A 24,568-nucleotide genomic window follows, 5' to 3' on the forward strand; every position below is an offset into this window, starting at 1 on the left:
TCTATCTGTTTAATAAAGTTAACGCAGCAGATGGAGCTTTTTAACCAATATAAGGGTATTATTTCTTATTCATTTCTAATAATATTTTACGTACCACAAACTAACGATATGTTTAAATTTATCTTTCGTCTCAAATTTACCTCATTAGCCCTTCATTACCCTCATATATCCCTATACATTTTATATACAAAGCCATTTTTTGATATATAATATTCAACGAACATGTGTATTTTTAATATCTTTACGCCCCTATTCTTACATGACACTATGATACTACATAACAAACACTTAACAAGAAAAATACTTTTTTTTATACCCCTCACATTACACTTTTTATACCCCATTCATAATTGTGCAACTACACAAAACACAGATAGCATATATACACAATACAACATATCTAACGAGAATGAATTTAACCAGGATACCATTGAACACAAACTACTTTTAAAAACGCAAAAAAGACTGCTGCGCAATAGTGGAGATACCATGAAAATAATTTCTTCATTAATCAATCAGTCAGACAAGAAAAAGAATATCGGAAAATACAGTCGTTCATTTGACTTACTATGGGAAGCTCTATATCTTTCAAAAAAATCAAATTATTTGTCGCAGGAAACAAAAATTATCAGACGGCTTGCTAAACTATATGAGATTTACAATTTAAATGATGCAGCTCTCCAACACCTTGAGCAATCTCTATCCATTGCCAAAAGGGTTTCTAAAAACGATCCGGATTATGCATCTAACCTCATTGGCAGCTATATGAACTTAGCTATGCACCAACGTAATCTAGGAAATTACAACAGAGCCTTAAGTTATTTAGATACATGCTTTACCATAAAAAACAAATACAAAAATGATGAAATATCTTTTTCTTATTTAGATGCTGAGAGAGGAAAAGTACTATTACAACTGGGTAGATTAAATGAAGCCCTTAGCTATCTGCAAAGGGCAAACCTTCAAACTGAAGGAAAAAAAATCACTTATCGCGCAAACATTTACCTTTATTTAGGAGAACTATATGAAGCAATGAACAAGACAGATAGCGCCATTTTTTTCTATAATCAAAGCAAAAAACACATTGATAAACAAAACCCTCATTATTCCATATTACCTGATGTACTTTTAAAACTCTCTGAAATATATAAAAAGAAAAACAGACAAACCATTGCATACAAATTGCTTTATAGATCACAAGCCGTACGCGATAGCTTATTTCAATTACAACTAAACTCCAACAGCGAACTTTTTGAAATTAAAGACTCCTATCTAAAGGCAATGAAAAAGAAAGATGAATTTATTTCTCAACAAAAAAAAGAGCTTAGGTACCAAAAGCAGATTCAGGACAGACTTTCTATCATCCTTGCTTTATCGTTGCTTTTAGGTGGTACTGCCGTGCTTATAATAAGGATGCGTTTAAAGCTCAATAAAACATTACTCGAAAAGAAAAACACAGAACTACAATCGAAACTAGAACAAGAAAAAATAAAAGCTGAGAGTATCCGCCCGAGCAAATACTTATTCCTGAAGCAAACTTTTATCAATAAATTGCGGCAAAAGTTCTTTGAAATTTTCGGCGGGTGTAATGTGGATGTTTTCCATGACGTACTTTAGCCATTTTTGCGGATCAATGTCAAGTTTCTTGCAAGTTCCAAAGAAGCTGTAGAACATTGCGATATTTCTGGCAGCATCATGTGAACCGGCAAACAAATAGTTCTTACGTCCCAGAGCCAAAGGGCGAATAGAGTTCTCAACCAGATTGCTGTCTATCTCCAGCATTCCGTTGGTAAGATAGTTTTGCAGGCTTGTCCAGCGATTTTTGCAATATTCAAAAGCTTTGCCCAGAGGACTTCTTGGTATTACAGATCCTTTGTGCTTGTTAATATATGCTCCAATTTCGTTAATTACAGGCAGAGCTTTTTCCAGACGCAGAGCATGCCGTTGCTCATGGGATAGATTTTGTTCCCGTGCAATGGCCTCAATGGCATAGAGAAGCTGAATGAGGCTTAGCACGTGCGAGGCCCGTTCCTGATCGTTCTTCAGTGCGGCATCAAAATACCGTCTGGCATGTGCCCAGCATGATAAATGAGTCAGTCCTGCTTTTTTTGCCAAAAAGGTATAGCCACTATAACCGTCGGTTTGAACAAATCCACGGAACGAACTCAAGTCGTCGATGGGGCCATTGGCCGATCGGCTCTTGTAGTACTCAAACAGCACGCTTTTTGACAATGGGGCATACCGAACCCACATGTACCCCTGATGACACGTTCCTTTTTTGTTGCGATCCTGCACTTTTATTGGTGATTCATCGATCATCTGATAAATTTCCCTGAAAACATGTAATCGATGTACCACGTATAAAGGTCGCAATAAATTGGCTCCAAGTTTTATCCATGATTCCAGCGTGGAGTCCGGAATGGTAACTCCCATTTGGATGAGCATCTGGCGGGTGCGGTAAATCGGTAAGTGGTAGAGGTATTTATTGGTAAAGATCATTCCCAGCAGATTGGCACTAGCGATGCATTTATGAAGAGGTCTGTTTAAAGGAGCAATTACTTGCTTTTGATCGGCTTTCTCGTCCTCTTTGGTAATAAACTTGTAACGGATGTAATGGTTCTTAAACAATTTTGCAGGTGTATAATCCAGCTCCTCAGTGACTTCCTGACCAATACATATCATACCTGTAGTGTCTTGCTCCGGCTCTAAAATAATTTCATTAACAGGCAAGTGGTCAGGCAGTTGCATACGGCCAGGATGTTCTTTTCTGACTTTCCTGCGTTCATACTCAACACGGATCTTTTCCTGCTCTTCTTTAACAGCTTTGGAAACAGCAGCAACCTCCTCTTCGAAAGACAATGTAAGTTGATCGGGATGAACCTGAGGAATGAAGCGTTCTCGTTTGGAACCGAATATTAAACGACGCATCTGATCATTCTGAAAAGCAAGATGTTCTACATCCTGCGTAAGCTTTTGTATGGAAGAGTCTTTTTCTGAAATAACAGCTTCTTTCTCCAAAAGATCCGCTTTCAGAGCCGATATTTTGGCCTCCAGTTGAGCAGTATTTTGGCTATGTGAAATGTGCTGTTTTTTCATACACAAATATAATATTAAATATTTGACTGACAAATATTTAAACCTATATTTTACAGTTATTTAATAACAAAAATCAGCTGATTTTAAATCGCTTTTTTCGTTTCAAATTTTTAAAGGAAAGACCTTCCAAAATCATCATCAACTCTTCCCGGGTAATGAGTCGTGATGGTGTTGTTTTATCCTGGTCTTCTAGAAAATATCTACCTCGCTCCAGACGTTTGTAAAACAAGGCAAAACCATCTCCGTCCCAAAATAACAGCTTTATATGTGTTCCGGTGCGATTTATAAAAATGAAAACGGAACCACTGACAGGATCCTGCTTCAATATATTGCGCACGATTCCGGCCAGTCCATCAAAGCCATTACGCATATCAACAGGCTTGCAGCACAAATAGTACTGCAAGTTTGCACTCAGCCCAATCATGAGCTAGTAAATTTTCAGGCTCATGCCGTTCGGAAAAGTAAGGCTCATTTGCGGCAATCGCTCATCCTGTAGCGATGAAACTGCCGTTGTTGCCGAAGATTCTGTTGAGGCGAAAGAATCAACCTGTGCATTCTGAAGACCGAATGAGTTAAGGTCAATAAATTTCAGGCTGGTGTCGCTTTCTGTTTTTTGAGTCTTTTCAAGGGCTTTGTATTTACCTACCCAGTATTGCATTTTCGAGCGTGTTACTCCAATTTGTTTGGCGTAACTTCCTATAGTTTGGCCGCTTTCCTGCTGTAGAACCACATGCTCAAACATGCTTCGGTTTAAGGATTTTCTGCGTTTCATGATTTTTTGAGGCAAAAATAACAGTCATTGGAATGGCAGGAAACATGGGTTTGGTGGGGTGGATACAGCTGAGATGGAAGTAAAGAGTAAAGAACTCACATCTTACGCCCTACAAATGATCGATAAAGATGCTGCAATTGACGAATTACTGGAAGCCATAAAAAAAGATGCTCCCCGAAGCTATAAACCACTTCAAGCAAAATACCAGAAAGGATCAAAGGATCTATGGGATCAATTCAATTTGCGCTTTACTGAAGTTAATACCGCTTTTTATAGCAGACTAAATGATAAACACCCGGCATTAAGTCCAACAGAGCAGAAGCACTGCGCTCTTATTAAACTGAACTTTGGAACAAAGGAAATGGCACGAATATTAAATATCGCGCCACATAGTGTTCATATTTCTCGTTCTAGAATTCGCAAAAAAATAGGCTTAGAAAGATCTGATAACTTAGAAAAATATATTGCTAATCTATAACATGCCATAAAACTGGCATCAAATGTTCCGTTTAATACTCTTAGAAATGATGAGATTAATTATAAATCTCGTCGTCAGTCAACACTCCTTGAATAGTCTGCACACCCGTAACAAGGGAATTTTCATCATAAGAAGTAATTGTTAATACACATTCACCCGTTTCAACAGGTGCGCTTAATACATAAGTGTATGTAATCTGTACTTCATTCTCATTATTACCTTCTCCATCGCTAAGCATTTTACTATCTAAAGCCACCACCGATACATTAAAATTAAGATCATCAGAGCTATCTGCATAATCTTTCGTTTGATAAGCAACAATACCGCCATCTTTGTTACTTACTGTAAGCAAATTTTTTTGCTGATATATGCGAACTGTAGAAAACTCTTCGTTTGCAGTTTCACTTAGCGAATATACAGGAACCAGGTCTATTTCAGGAACATCATACCCATCTGGTTCACAAGCTAATGTAACAAAAATAAAAATCAGACTAAATAACTTCATCATATTTTTCATGTTTATAATATATTTTTAGTGGTTATATGGAATTTACCGAAATGAACCATACTCTACCCCATAGATTTTATGTGTTAAAAAAAACATACCCTACCCATTAAAAGCAGGGTATATAAAAATAATTAAGGTCTTTTGGATGCTTTTATTGCAATATAAAAATCATCATAATAGAAAACTCCCACCTTCGGATTTATTTGTAGATTAAAATATGCATCGTTATAATCTTCATCAGGTGTAAATTCAAATTCCATTGCATACCACGATTCGGCAGGTTTACCAGCAAAGACATGACACATTTTATTTGAATTAACATCATCCAATAAATTTTCAACATTATTAATTTGTTTGACAGCAACATTTGTTCCAGTAGCAATATATAGTTTATCTCCCCCGGCTAAATCTGCACTTGCCGTTAAGTAACGTTTATATCTAACTATATATGTTACACCTGCTTTTAATGAAAACAACGAACCTGCATTACTATAAACTCTTGCTTGTTCACCTACTTCATTTTCTAACTTTAAACTATACATACCGCTGGCTACATGCTCTGTAGAATATTCAGCCGTTGCCCCCACTTTTTTATGATTCTCAGTCCATACGTCACCCAGAGCATCTTCAAACCCACCTGCAATACCCATCATATTCACATCAGCACTAACCACATCTACAGCTTCAATAGAATCCAACTCTCGTTGATCAATAGATTTAATCTGGCCATCATCATCATAAGAAACAGTTACCACGTCATTATCATAGATAGGTGCTGCCAGTAGCAAGTCAATTTTAGTAATATCATCCGCATTAACTTTCGCTAAGTCTACAGCCACATCCTGATCAAAACCATTTGTATTTGACACATGAACCGTAAAAAAACCTTCTTTATCACTAAAGGCTTCAAGTCCCCTAGAAATAGGCAACTGCAAGGTCATATCATCTACTTTAGTGATATGACCATCTAAAACCAATGGCTCACTGGATGGTATTACATGAATTTTGATAGGTACATTCTTTAATTTGGAACCTGCCGGAATATTCTCATCTGTTCTGGAAGCAGTAAATTTAGCCGTGAAGGTTCCTATTTGATTAAAAGCAATAACTGCCGCAGAATCAACACTTTCTTCAGGCGTCCCCCCTTTAACTTCCCACAAATATGTGTCGGGACGGCCTTTTTCAGTAAGATCAACAAAAGTCAATGTTTTACCAAACTCAACATCCACTTCCTTCCACATATCCTTTTCTTCAAGCAAAGGAGTTTCGTTATAAGCAACACTGATCACTTTAACTCCATCTTGGTATACATTAAATGCCGGTTGAATAGAATCATATACATCCACCATAAAAGTTGTATCCAGAACCCATTCACCATTTTGATATACTGTTTCCAAAGTATCATTACCTTCGAATCTAGCATAGTATTCAAAAACATTATGAAGACGAATACCCTGAATACCACCTTTAGTAAATAAAACATGTACTGTTTTATCAAGCGAAATCGTATCCAAACGCTCATCTATAAATGGATAAAAATCCTTATCACTACTTAAAATTGTTCCCTTTAAAAATTTACACCCGCTGGTATTTGAGAAAGACCAGGAATGGCTTTTGGTTCCCTGAGACAAATCAGAAAAAGACATATAATCATCCACAGAAATTACCATAGGAGCGCCAAAAGCACTTGTATACCAATCGGCATCCGAAAATTTATTTAACGGTTCATAATCCGTCTCACAAGCAAACATCATTGCCATAAGAGAAAATACGAATAAAAACTTTATATCTTTCATATGTTTATAATTTATTTCTTAATGGTCATATGGAACTCGCCGTGATAATCATTCACCTGTGTGAGAGATCACTCTCATGGCTCGTTTCATGTTCTTCATTTTTGTTAGTCAATCATTGAATTGGCAGTTACCTCGCCTGTTGGAACAGGCCAATAAGCATGATCGTCCTCCCTATAATTAACTGCAGCTTGCTTAAATTCAGATAGATCTTTCGTATAATCAGGATTATATTCTTCCTTTAAAATAGCCGAATATTTCGTTTTATTTTTTCCAGTTGCAGCACTCAAAAAGACATATTGATCAGCCCAATATACTCTTGACGCTAGGTCTTCGAAACGTTCCTTTGTAATACCCCAGCGTCTTAAATCAATCTGACGGATTGCGTAACCTTCGGCAGACAATTCCAATGGACGCTCCTTATACATTAGGTGTTCCATGACATCCTGAGCAGAATAATCCACTTCATCGTAAGTCGATCCCACATACTCACCGGCGGTAGCAGCACCTAATAATTGTAAAGCAGAACGATAACGAACCCGATTGATATATTTCAACGCCTCCTCAACCCCTGCTTCATCAGTACCTCCTTTAATCAGGCATTCAGCATACATCAGTAAGATATCTGCATAACGGATAACCCTATAATTAATACCTGACTTTTGAAGTAAATCTTTCTCACTGGATACTGTTTCCCAGTTAGTCATCTTACGCCAATAAGAAGTACCCAAGTTTTTAAAAGTATTCGCATCGGCAATAGGGTCATAGCCATAATATGTCATATCCACATCATCAATCAGTGCTATAGAATACGATGTTCGTAAAGAATATTTTCGGATACGCTGTTTCTTAACAACTACCCCATCAACTTCTTCTTCATAAGAAACAATATTACGCGCATCAGCTGAATCTATAGGATCATTCATATATTTTATTATCAACCAGTTTGCTGGATACACTGAACGATAACCTCCAATGGGGCTATACAACATATTATAAGTATTTGCGGTTCCCTCTGCAGAACTTGCTGACTCGTCTACCTTGGTATTCAGATTATATCCAATTTCAAGAATAGACTCTTGATTAAACTCATTATTAGCTGTAAAATTATCATTGATATTATCCATTAAACGATACACCCCACCATCAATTATTTGTTTAAAATAGCTTGCAGCAGTAGTATAATCTTTCTCATACAGATAGCTGGTTCCCATAACAGCAGCAGCCGCACCAGAGGTAACACGTCCCAGATCAGAACTATTAGAAGGACTTCCATTACTACTATAATCGATCCATTTTTCAGGCAGATGGCCAAGAGCGTACTCTAAATCATCCCGAATAAATTTCAGAATCGTATCTGCCGACACCAGAGGTTGATTAAAATCTTCCTCCGTTTCCGGCACAAAATTGTATAACAATACGCTGCCATTATTGAAAGAACTATGCAAATAATGATAAAACAAACCCCTAAAAAAACGTGCTTGTCCCATTTGGTATTGCCACTCTAATTTTTCATCATCTGTAGTCAATCCATCCTCAATACTTTTTAATCCTTTAATAACCTGATTTGTACGAAATACCCCTTTATATATATTTTCCCACTTTTCATTAGCTCCATCGCTGGATGACGTAAAAGTTTGCATATAATATTCATTGGTGGTGCTAGGGCGTGCATATCCAGGCCAACATTCATCACTTCTGGGAATCTCATACTTATTTCCCATCACATCCATGTTACGAAATTGATTGTAAACAGCGGTTAAACCACCTTCCGTATCATTCAGATCTTTCCAAAAACTGTCAGTAGTCATTTCGTTGGGATTTACCTGAGTAAGAAAATCCTCACAACTACTATAGCAAACTACCACTAAAGCTGCAGCTATATATCTTATTAATTTACTTTTCATCTCTTTAAATTTATTTTTCAATGGCCATATGGAACTCGCCACCTTAATCATTATCGTGTATAAAAAACTCTCACATGACTTGTTACTGTTCCTCTCCACTTTCCCTTAAAAATTCATTTGAATACCGGCTCTGTATTGAGAACTAATCGGATAATTACCTTTATCCAAGCCTCTTGTTGCCAAGCCATCACCTCCCACTTCAGGATCGTAACCACTATATTTTGTTAATGTAATAGGGTTATCAGTGGCCACGTATAAACGCAATTTCGAGATTCCCATTTTATGAATAATTTGCTTAGGTAAGCTATATCCTAATGTCACATTACGTAAACGGATAAAAGAGCCATCTTCCACCCATATATCAGCATATCCTCTATAATTATCATGACTACCACTGCGGTTTGATGGGATAACGCCCAATGGGTTGTCATCTGACCATTGATACAATAAATCTTTATGAGTACCAGTAGTATAAGCATAAATTTTAGATCCGTTTATCACTTCTTGTCCATAGGCACCAAACCACTGCATAGAAAAATCGAAGCCCTTATAATCACACCCCATATTTAATCCAACTTCAAAATCCGGAGTACCGCTTCCTCCGTATACACGATCACTTTCATCCAATACCTTATCTCCATTCTGATCCACATAAATTAAGTCGCCCATTTTTGCTCCGGACTCTATCTTTTGGTATTCAGCTAATTTTTCTTCCGTATTAATAATACCATTTGTTTCCATCACCATAAAAGCACCAGCTTCGTAACCTTCAGCTATCACAGTAAGCTTATCATTGTTACCACTAACACTTATAACATTACCATTAGAAAAGTAAGATATTGGATTTGAATTATGCATTTTCTTGACTTCATTCACATTTCTAGTAAAAGTAGCCCCCACATTCCAACTGAACTTACCATGTTGACGGAAACTGCTTGCCAGTTCTATCCCCTTATTATTCATATCTCCAATATTCAGATATACATTTTGGTTTTCACCGGCACCTGCCCCAGTTGGCACTAATAATGGAAATAATAAGTCAACCTTTTCTGTATTATAAAAGTCTGCATTAAAAGACAATCTATTATCCAATAGTCCTAAGTCAACACCCACATTGGTTTGTTTCGAGGTTTCCCAAAAAACATTAGGGTTAGCATATCCAGTTTGTATTTGCCCCAATGCTAAATACGGATTGGCATCAGCTCCAAAAGGATAATCAAAACCAGAGCTTATGGTTGCCGCGTACTGGTAATCAGGAATATTATTATTACCCACAGTACCCAACGAGGCCCTTATTTTAAATCCATTAATGGTATTAGACATACCTTCCCAAAAAGGTTCATCCGCCACATTCCAACTGGCGGAAACAGAAGGAAAGATTTCCCACTGGTAACCTGAAGCGAACTTCGATGAGCCATCACGGCGGGCGCTCACACTCAGGTTATAGCGACCTCCCTTATAATTGTACTGAACGCGCCCCAATAAGCCAACCAAAGTTCTGGTTTTATCACTTCCCGAACCTATAGAAGGCTCTGCTGTTGTTTGTTCCAACACAGCGACTTCATTACTGGTAATATCCTTTCCTTGTCCATAAAAAGTCGTGTATTCAAATTCCTCACTGGATGCCACTGCCAGAAAATTAATTTGATGCTCACCCCATTTCTTCGTGTAGTTAACACCTGCTTCGAAAGTAGATCTCACACTTCTATCGCTTGTATTTTTAACTCCAGAACGAGTATTGGCGTTGATAACAAGTTCCCCATCCGTATCATATACTTCAAAAAGAGGGTTTATTTTCACCCGGGTATTATTTCCATAGTTAACGCCTGCTCTACCTGTCAAATACAATCCTTTACTTAATTCAAACTTAAGGTCCACATTACCATTAAAACTTTCTCCATTTCGAACATCTGTTTGCTTAAGCTTGGCCATTACATTACCCACTTGTAGTTGATCCGTCTGAGTTCCCGAATCAGAAAAAGAAACGGCATCAGGATCCACAGATCTTTGATAAGGTTTAAATTTATAAGCTTCATAAAGTAAATTGCCGCTGGCATATTGCTGCTCATCAACTTTAAAACCTAAACTTGTTTTAATGGTCCATCTACCCTTTTTATAGGAGGTATTCGCACGTACATTAAAACGTTCGTAACCTGTATTAATCAAGGTTCCATCTTGTTCAAAAAAAGATCCCACCACATTATATGTTAGATCTTTCTTACCTCCCGAAATGTTTACGCTATAATTTTGAATTTTAGCATTATCTTGTTCAATTACATCTACAATACTTGTATTGTTGGTGAAATTTTGACGCCCATTTTCTAAGGAAGTCCAAATTAAATCAGAATAGGAACCTGGTGTTAACTGATTCTGAAAGACCATAAACTGGTACCAATAATCTTCAAAACTCATTAAATCAATACCTGAAGTAATTTTTTGGATACCATAATAAGCATTTGCTGAAATTTTCATTTCGCCAGCCTTACCTGTTTTGGTTGTAATTAAAACAACACCTCCGGCACCACGCACACCATAAATAGCCGACGATGCAGCATCCTTTAATACATCCACACTGGCAATCTCACTACTACTTAATTGAGGATTTCCCTCTTGCGGAATACCGTCTACCACAAAAAGTGGCGCATTGGCTCCTGTAATAGAATTTACTCCTCGAATCTGAATATTTGAGTTAGCTCCTGGCTGCCCGGAACTTGCCTGTATACTAACCCCAGCAATAGCTCCCTGAAGAGCTGTTCCTAAATCAGAAGTAGAAATCTTTTCCAAGTCTTCTGATTTAACCTGAACAACAGCACCTGAAACCTCCTTTTTTTTCTGAGTACCATAACCAATGGCCACTACCTCATCCAGACTAACAAGATCCATCTTTAATTTTACATCATGTTTACGCTTTGAAACAATCACTTCCTGAGATTGCATACCAATAAAGCTAAAAACAAGTACATTCCCATTTTCTGCTTTAATGCGGTACTTTCCATCCATATCTGTGATAGTTCCAATGACCGTACCCTTTACTACAACACTAACTCCCGGGATAGGCATACCATCCTCGGCACCTGTAACTACACCATTTACATTAAATGGTTGAGCAATAGCTCTCATGCTGACAAGTCCTATAGCAAATAACAATAGCCATTTTCCTGATCGGACCCGCATTAGATTAAGATTTTTTTTCTTCATTATTCTGTTTTTAATTATTTACAATTAAACATGAACACGCTTTTTAGATTTATTTCGGGAGATGCATTAGAAAACCTATTCCAAAGTTCTCATACATCATCCGGGTTTAATTGTTATCCAATGTTAAAAATAGAAGGTAATGGTAGGTTTTACAGGGTATAGACGAAACCTAAAAATGGGTAATAATGATACAAAATAGGGCTGTACAGCAATAAGAAGGTCTTATTTGTGAAATTTCATGTATTAACGTACACATTTGTGAAAAATGCACTATTATTGATTGAATCGTAAAATAATAATTAAGTCCATTATGCAGCTTAAACAACCTGCATAAAGTTAAGCTGTGGTAATTTTTGGAAAAATTACAACACATGTATAAAACACAAAATTCCCATAAAGAAGAAAAAGTCTTCTCTATGAGAATCATGTGCTTATCATTGTGATAGACAGCGAGAACCTATTTTTTTATAAACTTATGATATGTTATTAAATCGTCAGTTTCAATTTTCAAAAGATAACACCCACCACTTAGTCCTGACACATTAATTCTCTCATTGTCAGATGTAAACAAGGTATCTCCTGATGATGAGAGAACAGAATAGTTAGCCTTTTCACTCACACCATGCACCAACAAAACAGATTCTGTTGGATTAGGATATAATACAAGTCCTTCTCGTTGAGGATATTTTACCGCTGTGTTTATATTTTTCACATGTACCTTTACATCTAAATCATCACTGTGTAAATCATTACTCACCTTTAATCCTAAGGTTAAAACAGTATCCTCATCTACCTGAGGAGCCATAAACGAAATTTTATATTTATCTATCTGTGCATTTTCCACTTCATCGGGAACGGTCCATGTATACTTCAACTGAGAACCTATGGAACCATGCGCATACAATGTAACATCATCTCCCATATTTACAGTTACATCAGCACATACTGCTTTAACCTCATTCGTCTTTATCATACCTTTGTACCACCCCGATCCCCAAGCAGCACTCCAAAGTACATTCTCATTATATGGATCCAGTTCAATATCAACCATTTTATCAGGTTGGCCGATACCTTTATTAATCTTCACCCAACTTTCTCCATCATCTTGCGACAAATAAAAACCCGGATTTTTGAATGCTCCACCTACCTGACCCGCAGCATTAACCAATACAATATTCGGATTAACAGGAGAAGTTTCCACATGCCACACATAGGGAGCTTCAAAAAACAACTCCCAGGTGTCCCCTTCGTCTTTGCTCCTGTAAACACCTCCAGCTTCATAATCACCTGTACGTGCTCCACATGAAATATACATATATTTAGTCACCGGATCTATAAACACATTATTTACCGACTTAATAGCTGAAGGAATAGTCATCTTAGTCCAACTCACAGCCTTGTCTGTTGATTTATATAATCCGTAAGGATCACTATTACTCCATTGGTTAAGCGCAGCAAAAAGCACTTCAGGATTATCTGGATGTAAAATTATTCTGTTTACACTGCCACCTTCCGGTATCCAATCATTACTAACATGCCAGGTATTTCCACCATCCGTTGAGCGATAAACACCATATTCTCCCTTCGTCAAATCTTCACCCGGTCCAGAGTTCGTACCACACGAAATAGGTTTATAGATAGCCGTGAAGTACATATTATCGGGATTTACCGGATCAATCTTCAAACAATACTGACTAGCTGTTGCTTCCCAAGAACCATTATTGGAATCAAAAATCTGAACCACATTATTCCAGGTCTTTCCTCCATCTGTTGTTTTACGTAACCAACCTCTATGTTCCTGGCGCCATGCCAATATAAAAATCGTATTTGGGTCATTCGGATGCACAGCTACAGTAGAAACAGAATGAGCACCATGATTACCATTGATATCATGTACTTGTCCTTCAATCTGTGTAACAGCCACTGCATCTTTATCTTCCCATTCGCCATTATCAGTAGTTTGCCACAGACCATGTTCACCACTACATAACAAGAGTCGGTCTGGTATACCTGTATTTGAAAGAATAAAACGTCCCGGCAAATCACTATCACCTCTTCCTATCCAAGCATTACTTCCAGGAAAAGTCTCATCATCATCAATCTGTTTCCATGATATTCCTCCATCCGTTGACCGCTGTGTTTGCTGATTAATTCCAATAAATACGTCGCCGTTAGCATTAATGGCCAGATGTCTACAAGCAGAATATGATTCTAATGATTCATCCAATGAAGCCTGTAAATGAGCAAACTCAACATTGGGCGTCGTAACCATTCCTTTACTTTCCCAATATGATTGATCGCTTCCCTGCTGCCAATAAGTACCATGCCGAGTGACAATTTTCCAGGTTTGCCCTCCATCTGCACTCTTCCAAATATCTCCGGGGCCAAATGATTTATCATGGCGCTGATTGGCAAACAAGTAAATTTCATCTTTATTTTTAGGATTCACAACCAATCGACGGAATACCTGCAAGGTTTGGGTTGGATAATCTTTGGCTGCAATAACACCCTTATCTTTACCCAGCCAATAGGCTACCAATTTGTTAAAATTATCTCGAAAAGTAGTGTTCGTTATTTGCGTAAAATCCAATCCTAAATTACCCGTAATACTAGTCCATGACTCACCACCATCCATACTTTTAAAAACGCCACCTTCCGTAGCAATGGTATTCCCACTCTCTTTATATACAGATTGTTCTACCGTATACAATATATACTCTTTAGTCATTGGATTATAATATTCCGCCACATCCTTAGGCAGATTATTGGGTAATCCTTGATTACTTGGTTTCCAAGTAACTCCGGCGTCTTTACTCAAGAACATACCTTGTCCTGTAGCAATCAGAATTCGATCTGAATTTTCGGGATGCACCATGATTCTTCCCACATCCAAATCGTCCGATATATCGCTTGCTATTTTATCAAATGACACACCTCCATTACTAGTTTTCAATATATAACCATAAGCATATATAGGTCGGTGAGTTCCCTGTGGACTAGCTGCAGATCGCCAGTTTCCTTTTACATCCCAGAATCCACCGGCTCCGATATACCAAGTATCATCATCTGCAGGATCAATGACCACACGGGAGTGTGCATTGTACCATGGACTCTCTGCCCCATGAGGAATAGTATAAACCAATTTCCAGGTTCGTCCCATATCATGGGTCACAAAAACCTTGCCTCTACGTTCAATAGCGACGCCAAAGTCAGGATCACGTTTTGAAAATGTCATATCATTTACACGTTCCAAATCCAATCCATCCCCATCACAATCCTTAATGGTTTGCCATGACTTTCCATTGTCCCATGAACCATAAGCCACATGCATATCAGGCCCCATAAACATTACATGCGGGTCTGTAGGATGACACCAGAACTCCTCATTATAACCAGACATACCTGGTCCAAACTGTTTCCACTCTACGATATCACTTGACTCAACCCTCTGTGTTCTGATGCGCTCCCCAAAAGACAGTTCAGGTTCCGGATATACCTTCCTTAAAATGGCATAACCATCCGAGCCACTTATTTCCCAGGTATTACCAAAATCAAAAGTAGGATAGCTTAAAATATCAAGCATCGCATTGTCATCCAGCGAAGAGGCATTAGAATCTGTACCCCCTGAGCTTGCAGCATAAACTGAATTGGTGGGGGGAATACCTCCTTTATCACTATGAATATCAACAATGGCAGTTCCTGTGTTTATGCTTCCATAAAAGGCGGTACGATTAATCGTATATGCTCCTCTCGTACATCCAACAATACCTGCACTCCGCCAACTGGCAGTAATACTGGCAGTGCAATAACAATCCTCTACCGTTTTATTATCACCTCCTTCCCATAAAACACCAACAACTCCTCCTGTCCATCCTCCACTACATTTGATCGTACCACCCAAACTATAACATTTAGATACCATACCACCATCCAATTGTCCAACCAACGCTCCAACTTTAGAGCTATTGGGCCATCCACTAACATCTATACTTACATTGATAAGTCCCAACTTTTCCAATGTACCATTAAAGGCTCCAAATAAACCCGTCCCATTTCTAACCACCTCCGTCTTATCTGCCTCACTATAAACAGGAACCGGTGTAACCGTTAAATTGGAAATAGTTTTTGCATTACCAAAAAAATTACCAGTAAAGACAGCGCTTGTAGACCCAATAGGAGTAAAAAGCTCACCCGTCATATCCAAATCATCCGTTAGTATAAAATTTTTACCAGTCCAATGCGCAGGCGTTTTTGATAAAGTAATCAAATCACTTGTCTTTGCAATTTGAAAAGGATCTTCCACAGTACCTTTTCCACCACTATACGACTGGGCTTTCACCCCCAAGCAGAATGCAGTAAATATGCATACAAAAAAAACAAATCTAGATTTCATGTGTATATAATTTATTTTTTAATGGTCATATGGAACTCGCCTAGATGAATCATCCTCCTGTGTGAAAAACAATTCCTATGGCTCATTTCATCTTTTAATATAATTTTAAATCATAGGTAAAAGTGATGAAATATTAACAAATGTTAATGGAGAAATGGTAGATATAAACGGGGGTTTTTGGGTTATTTACTTGTTTATGAATAGATAGTCTTATTTTTGTCCCGCTCGTCGGACCAAAATTCAAAATATTTTTATAATTTTATTATCTTTCTTGCAAACAAAATTCTTTCTTTGGAGGTTTACTCCAAAGAATTCATACACAATGCGAATAAATAAATATTTATAATAAAGGTAAAAATTATGATTTTAGGAGTATCACAATGGCTTAGTGACAAATTGGGTTGGAACGTCACTTATATACGAATTGCTTTTGTTGTATCTGTTTTAGCTTTTGGAACAGGATTAGGTCTTTATCTAATTTTATGGTTGGTTAAAGCACTATCAAAATAAACAAATCCTCTATGTCCATAGACATAGAGGATTTTATGATATCGTAGGTTACAAGAATAAACTCAACATTTTATATATGCTTAGTCATTCCAATGTTTATCTATTATCTTTTGAATTTCAGGATACTTTTCATCTGTTTCGTTCAGTTCTTCCCGTTGTCTTTTTAGTTCAACCTTAAGCTTAGCAATCAGTTCTTTGTATTTAGGGTCGTTGTACCTATTATGTAATTCTTGCGGATCATTTTTCAAATCATAAAATTCCCAAGCTGCAGGAGTAGTGCGTCCTACACCATTATAGCGATCCGCCCAATAATGCGATTCAAATTCCTCCTTCGGTAGATAATGCTTCCCATAATAAAAAATAAGCTTATAATCTTTAGTCCGAATACCAAAATGCGCTGGAACAAAGTGATGAATGATATGCATCCAATATCGATAATAAGTTGCTTCTCGCCACTCCGTTTCCTCTTTACCCATCAATGTACTTATAAAACTTTTGCCTTGCATATATTCAGGAGCCTTTCCTCCAGCTAACTCGATCATCGTAGGGGCATAATCTGTGTTATTAATTAGCAACGCTGTCTTCTGTTCCTTTTTAATCTGTGCAGGATAATGCACAATAAATGGCATACGCATTGTTTCTTCGTACATCCACCTCTTATCTGCAAAATCGTGTTCTCCAAGCATCATTCCCTGATCACCAGTATAAATAATAACAGTATTTTCCCATAAACCTTCTTTCTTCAGATAGGCAAACAAACGTCCTAAATTATCATCAACACCTTTCACACAGCGTAAGTAATCTTTCAAATATTTTTGATAGGCTAAATGAGTACCCATTTGTTTATCTTGAACAGTCCCATAAAATAATTTGGTATAACTACTATGGCGGTTATGCTGTGTATTACGGGGTGAGATAGAGGTTCCAATAACATGGCGAAGACTATCATTGCGTCCACGAGTAGCTTCCGAACCAAAGAAAGGCTGATTATACAGGCTTGCAGGTTCAGGAATCTCAACGTCTGCCAAGTAGTCTTTATAACGAGGAGCATATTCAAACATATCATGAGGGGCCTTATAATGATGCATTAAGAAAAAAGGTTTTGATTTATCCAACTTTTCCAGATAGTCAATACTTAAGTCCGTTATTACATCAGATGAATGTCCTTCGGTCTTTACCAGGTTGTTGGGCCATGTACCTTTTCCTTTTTCTCTAAATACCGGATTAAAATACTTACCCTGTACCGGCAATACCTTATAATAATCAAAATTTACAGGTTCATTACCCAAGTGCCATTTACCAATGATGGCTGTTGAATAACCCAGCTTTTTCATTTCTATGGGGAGATATTGCTTATCCACATCTAAATGATGGTCCAAGTCAAGTACGCCATTGGTTTGAGAATACTGTCCGGATATAATGGAAGCTCTACTGGGTGAGCAAATGGAATTATTACAAAATGCGTTCTCAAAAAGCATCCCTTCCGAAGCTAACTTATCCAAGTTGGGTGTTGGGTTCAATCTTGCCAAACGCCCACCATAAGCGCCTATCGACTGTGAGGTATGGTCATCAGCCATAATGAAAATAATATTAGGTCTTTTGCTTTTTTTAGCATCGCTTTTTACTAGCGGAAGGGTAGCAACAAGGGCTAGCAATAATATAGTTTGTAACTTCATTTGTATAGTATTATTTAATGTATTCACAAAAATAAAGTAAAGCCATCATATTTTTTTGCACTTATCCTGCATGTTTTTGTCTGATTACTACTTTATCAACCCTATTTCGGAATCTTTTAAAAATAAATGAAGCTCTTAACCCATATAATCACCGAATACCCCCACATATTAGAATATTCAAATGCTATTTGCCTAGATCGACCGATTAGAAATCAAACGCTCCAGATATGCAGTTACCTCGTGGTAGATTCTGTAAGACAGTTCATTTTGAGGCATTGTTTGATAAATAATGTCCATATAACCCTTTTCCTTTAATATTTTAAGCGAAGGCTTAAAGTTTAAATCAAAAACCCACGATAGCTGCATCACTTTAATATCCAACTGGTTTCTAAGATTTTCCTTGGCTATTTGTTCATGAGCCAATATTTGCGCCAATACCTTGGACGACACCTCTTCACCTTGCGGCATTTCCCATGTAAGTGCCTGGTTTCTTTCTTTTTCGGGCGTCGTATAATGATCGGTAATGACTTTTAAAATATCCAGTTTATCTGCATCACGTATTAGTTTAGCAAAAAACAAACTCTCGGAAGAAAGACCTATCGGCACCTTTAGTTTGTTATGATAGCGAATGGCATCCAAAACAATATCCATTTCATTTAAGTCATCCAGAAATTTATTTTCTTGTAAAACTTCTACAGAATACCTAGCATGATCAACAGACACGGCATCATTAAATGTATTGAATTCAAACAATTGCTTAAAGCGACCAATATCATGAAACAAACCAATTATAAGCGCTATAAACCTTCTCTCTGATCCAATACCCAACGCATCAGCCAACTGCCCACACACATCAGCTACTCTATAAGAATGCTTGTATTTAAGATCAAAATTTACTTTTTGTTCTATGCTAAGTTCGGTGAAAGAATGATAGTATTTATCGAAACTTAAGCGTGCGAGCTTCATCCTGCTTTCCATAATCGCTCTGTATTAAAAGAACAAAAGTATAAAATTTCACCACCTCATATAATTAAAAAATGTTATAATAAATCAGTAACGTTCAATTCTAATCACATAAGCAAAGTCGCAAGGTTTCACGCTTGGCATTTTCACTTTCAGTCCAAGTTTAGTTTGCTCCCATTTTGTGTAAAACGAACATCCTGTGCTGTGTATTTAGGAATTAACTCCCCGCGTTGTTTCCCTTGTCCATGATGACCTGGATGAGTCACTTCAGTCGGGCCTTCTCCAAAAAACACCCATGGCCTCGTATTACAGATAGCTTCGCCATTAATAGTTAGCCACTTACCCATCGCATATAACTCCTTGGTTATTTCTGGTGCAAAAGAACCATCTGCTTTAGGAGGCACATTAAGCAACATACGACCATTTTTACTGGTCATATCCACCAAGGTACCTGCATCTTTGGGCTTGTTAACAGGATTATAAAACCATGTAGATTTCCACTCAAAATGACGTTGCATATTTAGAATGATCATGATTAGGATCTAAGTAAGTACTATCCTGCCAACTTACTCTACCCCATATACGGCTCCAAAAATCACCGGTATGAAATGATGAAATCACCGGACTTAGTTTTATGGGTGACTGTCTGGCAGCCGTAATTAACAAGCATAACCAAACACACAGCTGAAATAACGTTAGAAATTTGCATAGTTTGTTTATAAATAACAGAGCATGATTATTAACATATAAATATTTACTAAGCTCAAATCCGCTTAATGAATGATATATTTTTTAGATGACAATTATTATTCAAAGGTCATATATAACGCGTCCAAATTAATGATTCCCCCGTATGTGAAATAATACCATGACTCGTTTCATCACCAAATATGCCACGAATAAATAAAACCACTCGGTTAATAACGATACGAAAAGTAGGGTACAAATTGTTCAGAACACATAATAAGCTTAAAAAACTATAAATATTCTCACAAATTGATATAATATTGTAAGAAAGAAAAACAACTGATGATTAAACATGGCAAAAAAAATTTACTTTTTACTGTTGATATATCTGACAACACTTGAATTGAACGCAAATGAATTCAGACATCTTACCACAATTGAAGGATTATCTCAAAACGATATAAACTGCATTTTTCAGGACAGTAGGGGTTTTATCTGGATTGGTACCAATGATGGATTAAACCGATACGATGGTTATCGTTTTAAAATATTTAGAAAACAACCCAGACAAGAAAATGGCCTTTCAGGAAATATTATACAATGCTTAACCGAAGACAATAATGGTAACCTATGGATTGGAACAAGTGACAATGGCGTTTGCAAATTTGATGTCACCAACAATATTTTTACTTCATATTCAAACACAAGTGAGAATCCTAATTTATTATATTCAAATCGGATTGTTAGAATAAAGGCCGATCACAATGATAAGGTATGGATAATTAGTCACAATGGGATCAATATAATCAATACCCAGACTAATGAAATAATTCCTCTACCCTTTCAAGAAATACACCATCAGCATATTTCAAACCAATCTAGTTATTTAAAAGATATATGCTTTGATAAGAAAGGAGATGTTTGGTTAGGAACCACACAGGGAATCAGAAAAATAGATCCCTTTACTTATAAAATTGTCAAGTCCTACTTTGGTCCCCAAGGACAAAGAGGAGCATCCAGAATAATAAACTGGAATAATGATCTGCTCATATTAAATGGCAAAGGAGTTCAGTTATTTAACAAAAGCACCCAAATATTTACACCAATTCTCAATGTCACAGGTGGTAAAGCCTTTGAAATAGACAAAGACGGTCAAATATGGATTGCCACCAACGACGGAGTGATATTAGCCACCAAGGTTAAGAAATCGCCTCTCCGCTACAAGATAAAAAGGTTTTTTAAAAGTATAGAAGAAAAAGGAGGTTTAACCAAGAACATTATAAATGATTTATATATTGACCAATCTGGTTTAATATGGGTTGGAACTTTTGGAGGAGGACTCAACGTATATAATGCCAAACGAAAATTATTTAAACATTATAAAAAAAACAGCACAAAAAGTAGTTTATCCCACAATAAAATCAGAAGTATTCGTGAAGATAAATATGGAGGACTATGGATAGGAACCGATGGAGGAGCTTTAAACTACCTTCCGTATTCAAAGAAGCAAAACTATTCACAGGGCTATATTCACAAAAATTTAAGCGTCGAAAACTTTTCAAGTCATGGATACAGTCTGGCAGAAGACACGGCTAACAACATTATGTGGGTAGGGACCAGTTTTCCCAACAAAATAATGGCTTTCTCAACCCAAAACGGGCACGAAATAGATATTTCGCAATGGGGTTTTAAAGTTCAAAAATCGGTATTTAGTATACTAATTGACAGCAATGGCTGCCTATGGTTAGGAACCTATGATGATGGCCTATGGAGAGTAGTCCCTGATGGCAAAGGTCATTTCAAACATGACAACTTCCAAAAAGAAGACAAAAATTATTCCTTACCCTCCAATCTTATCAGAAGTCTGATCGAAGATTCCAAAGGAAATATTTGGATAGGAACAGCCAATGGTTTGGTTAAGATTAAACAAAAACATAAGTACAACCAAGAGCCCAAATTTTTCACCTATCAAAATAATATCAATGATCCCCAGAGTCTGAGTCATGATTATATACTTCCTGTATTTGAAAGCACGGAAGGAGATATTTGGATTGGAACCATGGGAGGAGGACTCAACCTATATAAAGAAACACCGGATGGAATAGGTTATTTTGAAACCTATACAAGCCAGGATGGATTACCTAATAATGTTATAAAAGGCATCCTAGAAGATGATAAAGGGGAACTTTGGATTTCGTCCAATGGTGGTTTAACCAAATTCAACATAAAAAATAAAAAGTTTTTTAACTACGACATCGATGATGGTCTTCAGGACTACGAATTTTCAGAATTAGCCTGTTACAAAAGAAGGAATGGAGAAATGATTTTTGGTGGTGTAAAAGGGTTCAATTCATTCTTTCCTGGTCAAATTAGTAGAGACACCTCAGCTACCCAGATAGTATTTACCCAGCTAGATATATTAAACCAACCCATTGAAATTGGACAGACCGTAAATGGCCGTATCTTGTTAAGCCAAGACATTAATGAGATGCAGGAGTTGCAGCTCAAATATGCAGAAAATAGCTTTACAGTATATTACGCCGGCCTACATTATGCAGCCCCACGCAAAAGTCTGTATAAATATATGCTAGAAGGCTTCGATAAAGAGTGGATTCTAACCACATCGGATGCCCGGTTTGCCAAATACACAAATTTAAAACCCGGAAACTACACACTGAAAGTACTTGCCTCTAACAGCGATGGAGTATGGAATACTGCCCCAAAAACCATCCATATAACAGTCATTGCACCCTGGTGGCTTTCTCAATATGCTTTATTTGCCTATATCGTAACCATTGTTGTACTATTAATATTCTTCCGACGTTTCACCTTGATAGGTGTGCAACAAAAAAACCATTTACTGATGGAACGTTTTGAGAAAGAAAAAGTGCAAGAACTCTCTCAGATGAAACTAAAATTCTTTACCGACATATCCCATGAATTCCGCACTCCATTAACCTTAATTATTGGCCCCATTGAAAAATTAATACGTGATCAATCCAAGATGTCCAGCGATAAGATAAAGCATATCCACAACATGATCTATCGCAATGCCAATGTACTACTACGTTTAATTAACCAGCTAATGGACTTTAGGAAGTTTGAGCAAGGAAAAATGCGATTAAAAGCCAGTGAAACGAACCTGGTTAAGTTTATAAAAGATATTTACACCTCATTTGAAATTTACGCAGATCAAAAACAAATTGATTTTGAAATATCATTCTCCAACCAAAAAATACTTGTTTGGATTGACCCGGAAAAACTGGAAAAGATAATGTATAATCTTCTATCCAATGCTTTCAAATTCACTCCCTCAGGAGGTAAAATAAGCATTGACATAAACGAAGATAATAAACAGGTTTACATTTCTGTTTCAGATACCGGTGTGGGGATGGACGCACAAATGAAAAATCAGGTATTCGAACGCTTTTATCAGGCAGATAAAATTGAGAACAAAAAGTATGGTAGTACAGGAATTGGATTAGCATATACAAAAGGCTTGGTTGAAATGCACAAAGGTCATATAGTCGTGCAAAGCGAAGAAAACAAAGGAACCCAGTTTATCGTTGAACTCCCCAAAGGTAAAGACCATTTAAACAAAAAAGAAATTGTTGAGAACGGAAGCTTTGAACATATTGAAGATACCATTTGGCTTAACATAAATAAGACTGGCCATCCAGAAAAAAATAGTAAACTGGATACCAACAAGGAAAAGGAAACTTTGTTAATTGTTGAAGACAATGAAGAACTCAGAAGTTTTATCAAAGAAAGCTTAAGCGATTTATACCATATTATAGATGCCGAGAATGGTGAAGCAGGATTAGAAAAATGCAGGAACGAAAACCCAGGGTTAATCGTAAGCGACGTGATGATGCCCCAAATGGATGGTTTTGAAATGTGTAAGGCCATTAAAAAGGATGTAAACATCAGTCATACCCCCATAATATTACTAACTGCAAAAACAAGCAGAGAACATACCATAAAGGGCTACACTCTGGGAGCAGATTCATACGTTTCAAAACCCTTTGATTTGGAGGTATTAAAAGCACAAATAGAGAACCTGCTTTCTAAACGCGAAAAACTAAAGAATAACTTCCATAGAAAAATTGAAGTAAGTCCCTCCGAGATAGCTACTACTTCAATGGATGAGAAATTTTTGGGCAAGATACTACATATCATAGAATCAAAAATAGGTGATTCTGAGCTTACGGTAGAAAAATTAGCTACTGAATATGGAATATCAAAGGTTGTATTAAACAGAAAACTCAAGGCCTTAACCGGAAAAACGGCCAAAATATTTATCCGTTCTATTCGCCTAAAACGGGCAGCACAACTACTTTCTACTGGCAGATATTCGGTAGCTGATGTCACCTACGAGGTAGGATTCTCTGATTTGAAATACTTCAGGACCTGTTTTAAAAATGAAATAGGAGTGTCGCCTTCTGATTATAAAAGACAATATATCAGTGAGGAGAATGATATGAATTAAATTAGCATTACAATGAAAACTTCATAAAGTGTATTGAAGCGAAAAAAGGGTTCGACCGTTTTGGCGAACCCTTTTTCTATACTATTTTATCTGTGCTC

At 37.0% G+C, this 24,568-nt stretch carries 15 protein-coding genes; 4 read left to right on the forward strand and 11 right to left on the reverse strand.

Annotated elements, in window-relative coordinates:
- Positions 1-765: 765 nt before the first annotated feature.
- Positions 766-1,617 (forward strand): tetratricopeptide repeat protein, encoded by an 852-nt coding sequence (locus CYTFE_RS30335; protein WP_162150077.1) that lies wholly within the window; start codon positions 766-768, stop codon positions 1,615-1,617.
- On the opposite strand, the gene tnpC is transcribed toward CYTFE_RS30335, so the two are convergent.
- The 3 genes from tnpC to tnpA form a co-directional block, all read right to left on the reverse strand.
- Positions 1,522-3,096, reverse strand: a complete 1,575-nt coding sequence (gene tnpC, locus CYTFE_RS0108550) for an IS66 family transposase (protein WP_044262681.1) — start codon at positions 3,094-3,096, stop codon at positions 1,522-1,524. The two genes, CYTFE_RS30335 and tnpC, sit on opposite strands and share 96 nt — an antisense overlap.
- A 73-nt stretch (positions 3,097-3,169) precedes the next feature.
- Complete coding sequence (gene tnpB / locus CYTFE_RS0108555; RefSeq protein ID WP_027471466.1) at positions 3,170-3,520, reverse strand: IS66 family insertion sequence element accessory protein TnpB; 351 nt, start codon at positions 3,518-3,520, stop codon at positions 3,170-3,172.
- Positions 3,521-3,523: 3 nt separating this feature from the next.
- Positions 3,524-3,868, reverse strand: a complete 345-nt coding sequence (gene tnpA, locus CYTFE_RS0108560) for an IS66 family insertion sequence element accessory protein TnpA (protein WP_027471224.1) — start codon at positions 3,866-3,868, stop codon at positions 3,524-3,526.
- 73 nt (positions 3,869-3,941) lie between these two features.
- Between tnpA and CYTFE_RS0108565 the strand changes: the two genes are divergently transcribed.
- Positions 3,942-4,346, forward strand: coding sequence for a helix-turn-helix transcriptional regulator (locus CYTFE_RS0108565; RefSeq protein WP_027471467.1), 405 nt, complete (start codon positions 3,942-3,944; stop codon positions 4,344-4,346).
- A gap of 55 nt (positions 4,347-4,401) precedes the next feature.
- On the opposite strand, the gene CYTFE_RS0108570 is transcribed toward CYTFE_RS0108565, so the two are convergent.
- The 5 genes from CYTFE_RS0108570 to CYTFE_RS29385 all read right to left on the reverse strand — a co-directional run bounded on the left by CYTFE_RS0108570 (position 4,402) and on the right by CYTFE_RS29385 (position 16,145).
- Entirely contained in the window at positions 4,402-4,854 is a 453-nt protein-coding gene (locus tag CYTFE_RS0108570) for a hypothetical protein (protein ID WP_154665639.1), read from the reverse strand.
- A gap of 131 nt (positions 4,855-4,985) precedes the next feature.
- Positions 4,986-6,650: a hypothetical protein gene (locus CYTFE_RS25690; protein WP_052343095.1), complete on the reverse strand. Its 1,665-nt coding sequence runs from the start codon at positions 6,648-6,650 to the stop codon at positions 4,986-4,988.
- A gap of 104 nt (positions 6,651-6,754) precedes the next feature.
- Entirely contained in the window at positions 6,755-8,554 is a 1,800-nt protein-coding gene (locus tag CYTFE_RS0108580) for a RagB/SusD family nutrient uptake outer membrane protein (protein ID WP_027471469.1), read from the reverse strand.
- A 105-nt stretch (positions 8,555-8,659) separates the two neighbouring features.
- A complete protein-coding gene (locus tag CYTFE_RS0108585) occupies positions 8,660-11,752 on the reverse strand; it encodes a SusC/RagA family TonB-linked outer membrane protein (RefSeq protein WP_044213173.1) in 3,093 nt (1,030 codons plus the stop codon).
- A gap of 457 nt (positions 11,753-12,209) precedes the next feature.
- Positions 12,210-16,145, reverse strand: coding sequence for a T9SS type A sorting domain-containing protein (locus CYTFE_RS29385; protein ID WP_081735951.1), 3,936 nt, complete (start codon positions 16,143-16,145; stop codon positions 12,210-12,212).
- A 360-nt stretch (positions 16,146-16,505) separates the two neighbouring features.
- Between CYTFE_RS29385 and CYTFE_RS29390 the strand changes: the two genes are divergently transcribed.
- A complete protein-coding gene (locus CYTFE_RS29390; protein WP_081735952.1) occupies positions 16,506-16,655 on the forward strand; it encodes a PspC domain-containing protein in 150 nt (49 codons plus the stop codon).
- Between the two features lie 80 nt (positions 16,656-16,735).
- On the opposite strand, the gene CYTFE_RS0108600 is transcribed toward CYTFE_RS29390, so the two are convergent.
- The 3 genes from CYTFE_RS0108600 to CYTFE_RS0108610 form a co-directional block, all read right to left on the reverse strand.
- Positions 16,736-18,331, reverse strand: a complete 1,596-nt coding sequence (locus tag CYTFE_RS0108600) for a sulfatase family protein (RefSeq protein ID WP_027471471.1) — start codon at positions 18,329-18,331, stop codon at positions 16,736-16,738.
- A gap of 192 nt (positions 18,332-18,523) precedes the next feature.
- Positions 18,524-19,309 (reverse strand): HD domain-containing protein, encoded by a 786-nt coding sequence (locus CYTFE_RS25700; RefSeq protein ID WP_052343096.1) that lies wholly within the window; start codon positions 19,307-19,309, stop codon positions 18,524-18,526.
- 137 nt (positions 19,310-19,446) lie between these two features.
- A complete protein-coding gene (locus CYTFE_RS0108610; RefSeq protein ID WP_027471472.1) occupies positions 19,447-19,812 on the reverse strand; it encodes an alpha-L-fucosidase in 366 nt (121 codons plus the stop codon).
- Between the two features lie 521 nt (positions 19,813-20,333).
- Here CYTFE_RS0108610 and CYTFE_RS0108615 point away from each other — a divergent pair.
- Positions 20,334-24,470, forward strand: a complete 4,137-nt coding sequence (locus CYTFE_RS0108615; protein WP_027471473.1) for a hybrid sensor histidine kinase/response regulator transcription factor — start codon at positions 20,334-20,336, stop codon at positions 24,468-24,470.
- Positions 24,471-24,568 lie beyond the last annotated feature (98 nt).

The organism is Saccharicrinis fermentans DSM 9555 = JCM 21142, from assembly GCF_000517085.1.
Classification (GTDB): Bacteria; Bacteroidota; Bacteroidia; order Bacteroidales; family Marinilabiliaceae; genus Saccharicrinis; species Saccharicrinis fermentans.

What these genes read in the sequence shown, in the direction of transcription:
- CYTFE_RS30335 (WP_162150077.1), top strand. Translation starts at nt 766, where the DNA reads ATGAACTTAGCTATGCACCAACGTAATCTAGGAAATTACAACAGAGCC.
- tnpC (WP_044262681.1), bottom strand. Translation starts at nt 3,096, where the DNA reads ATGAAAAAACAGCACATTTCACATAGCCAAAATACTGCTCAACTGGAG.
- tnpB (WP_027471466.1), bottom strand. Translation starts at nt 3,520, where the DNA reads ATGATTGGGCTGAGTGCAAACTTGCAGTACTATTTGTGCTGCAAGCCT.
- tnpA (WP_027471224.1), bottom strand. Translation starts at nt 3,868, where the DNA reads ATGAAACGCAGAAAATCCTTAAACCGAAGCATGTTTGAGCATGTGGTT.
- CYTFE_RS0108565 (WP_027471467.1), top strand. Translation starts at nt 3,942, where the DNA reads ATGGAAGTAAAGAGTAAAGAACTCACATCTTACGCCCTACAAATGATC.
- CYTFE_RS0108570 (WP_154665639.1), bottom strand. Translation starts at nt 4,854, where the DNA reads ATGATGAAGTTATTTAGTCTGATTTTTATTTTTGTTACATTAGCTTGT.
- CYTFE_RS25690 (WP_052343095.1), bottom strand. Translation starts at nt 6,650, where the DNA reads ATGAAAGATATAAAGTTTTTATTCGTATTTTCTCTTATGGCAATGATG.
- CYTFE_RS0108580 (WP_027471469.1), bottom strand. Translation starts at nt 8,554, where the DNA reads ATGAAAAGTAAATTAATAAGATATATAGCTGCAGCTTTAGTGGTAGTT.
- CYTFE_RS0108585 (WP_044213173.1), bottom strand. Translation starts at nt 11,752, where the DNA reads ATGAAGAAAAAAAATCTTAATCTAATGCGGGTCCGATCAGGAAAATGG.
- CYTFE_RS29385 (WP_081735951.1), bottom strand. Translation starts at nt 16,145, where the DNA reads ATGAAATCTAGATTTGTTTTTTTTGTATGCATATTTACTGCATTCTGC.
- CYTFE_RS29390 (WP_081735952.1), top strand. Translation starts at nt 16,506, where the DNA reads ATGATTTTAGGAGTATCACAATGGCTTAGTGACAAATTGGGTTGGAAC.
- CYTFE_RS0108600 (WP_027471471.1), bottom strand. Translation starts at nt 18,331, where the DNA reads ATGAAGTTACAAACTATATTATTGCTAGCCCTTGTTGCTACCCTTCCG.
- CYTFE_RS25700 (WP_052343096.1), bottom strand. Translation starts at nt 19,309, where the DNA reads ATGGAAAGCAGGATGAAGCTCGCACGCTTAAGTTTCGATAAATACTAT.
- CYTFE_RS0108610 (WP_027471472.1), bottom strand. Translation starts at nt 19,812, where the DNA reads ATGCAACGTCATTTTGAGTGGAAATCTACATGGTTTTATAATCCTGTT.
- CYTFE_RS0108615 (WP_027471473.1), top strand. Translation starts at nt 20,334, where the DNA reads ATGGCAAAAAAAATTTACTTTTTACTGTTGATATATCTGACAACACTT.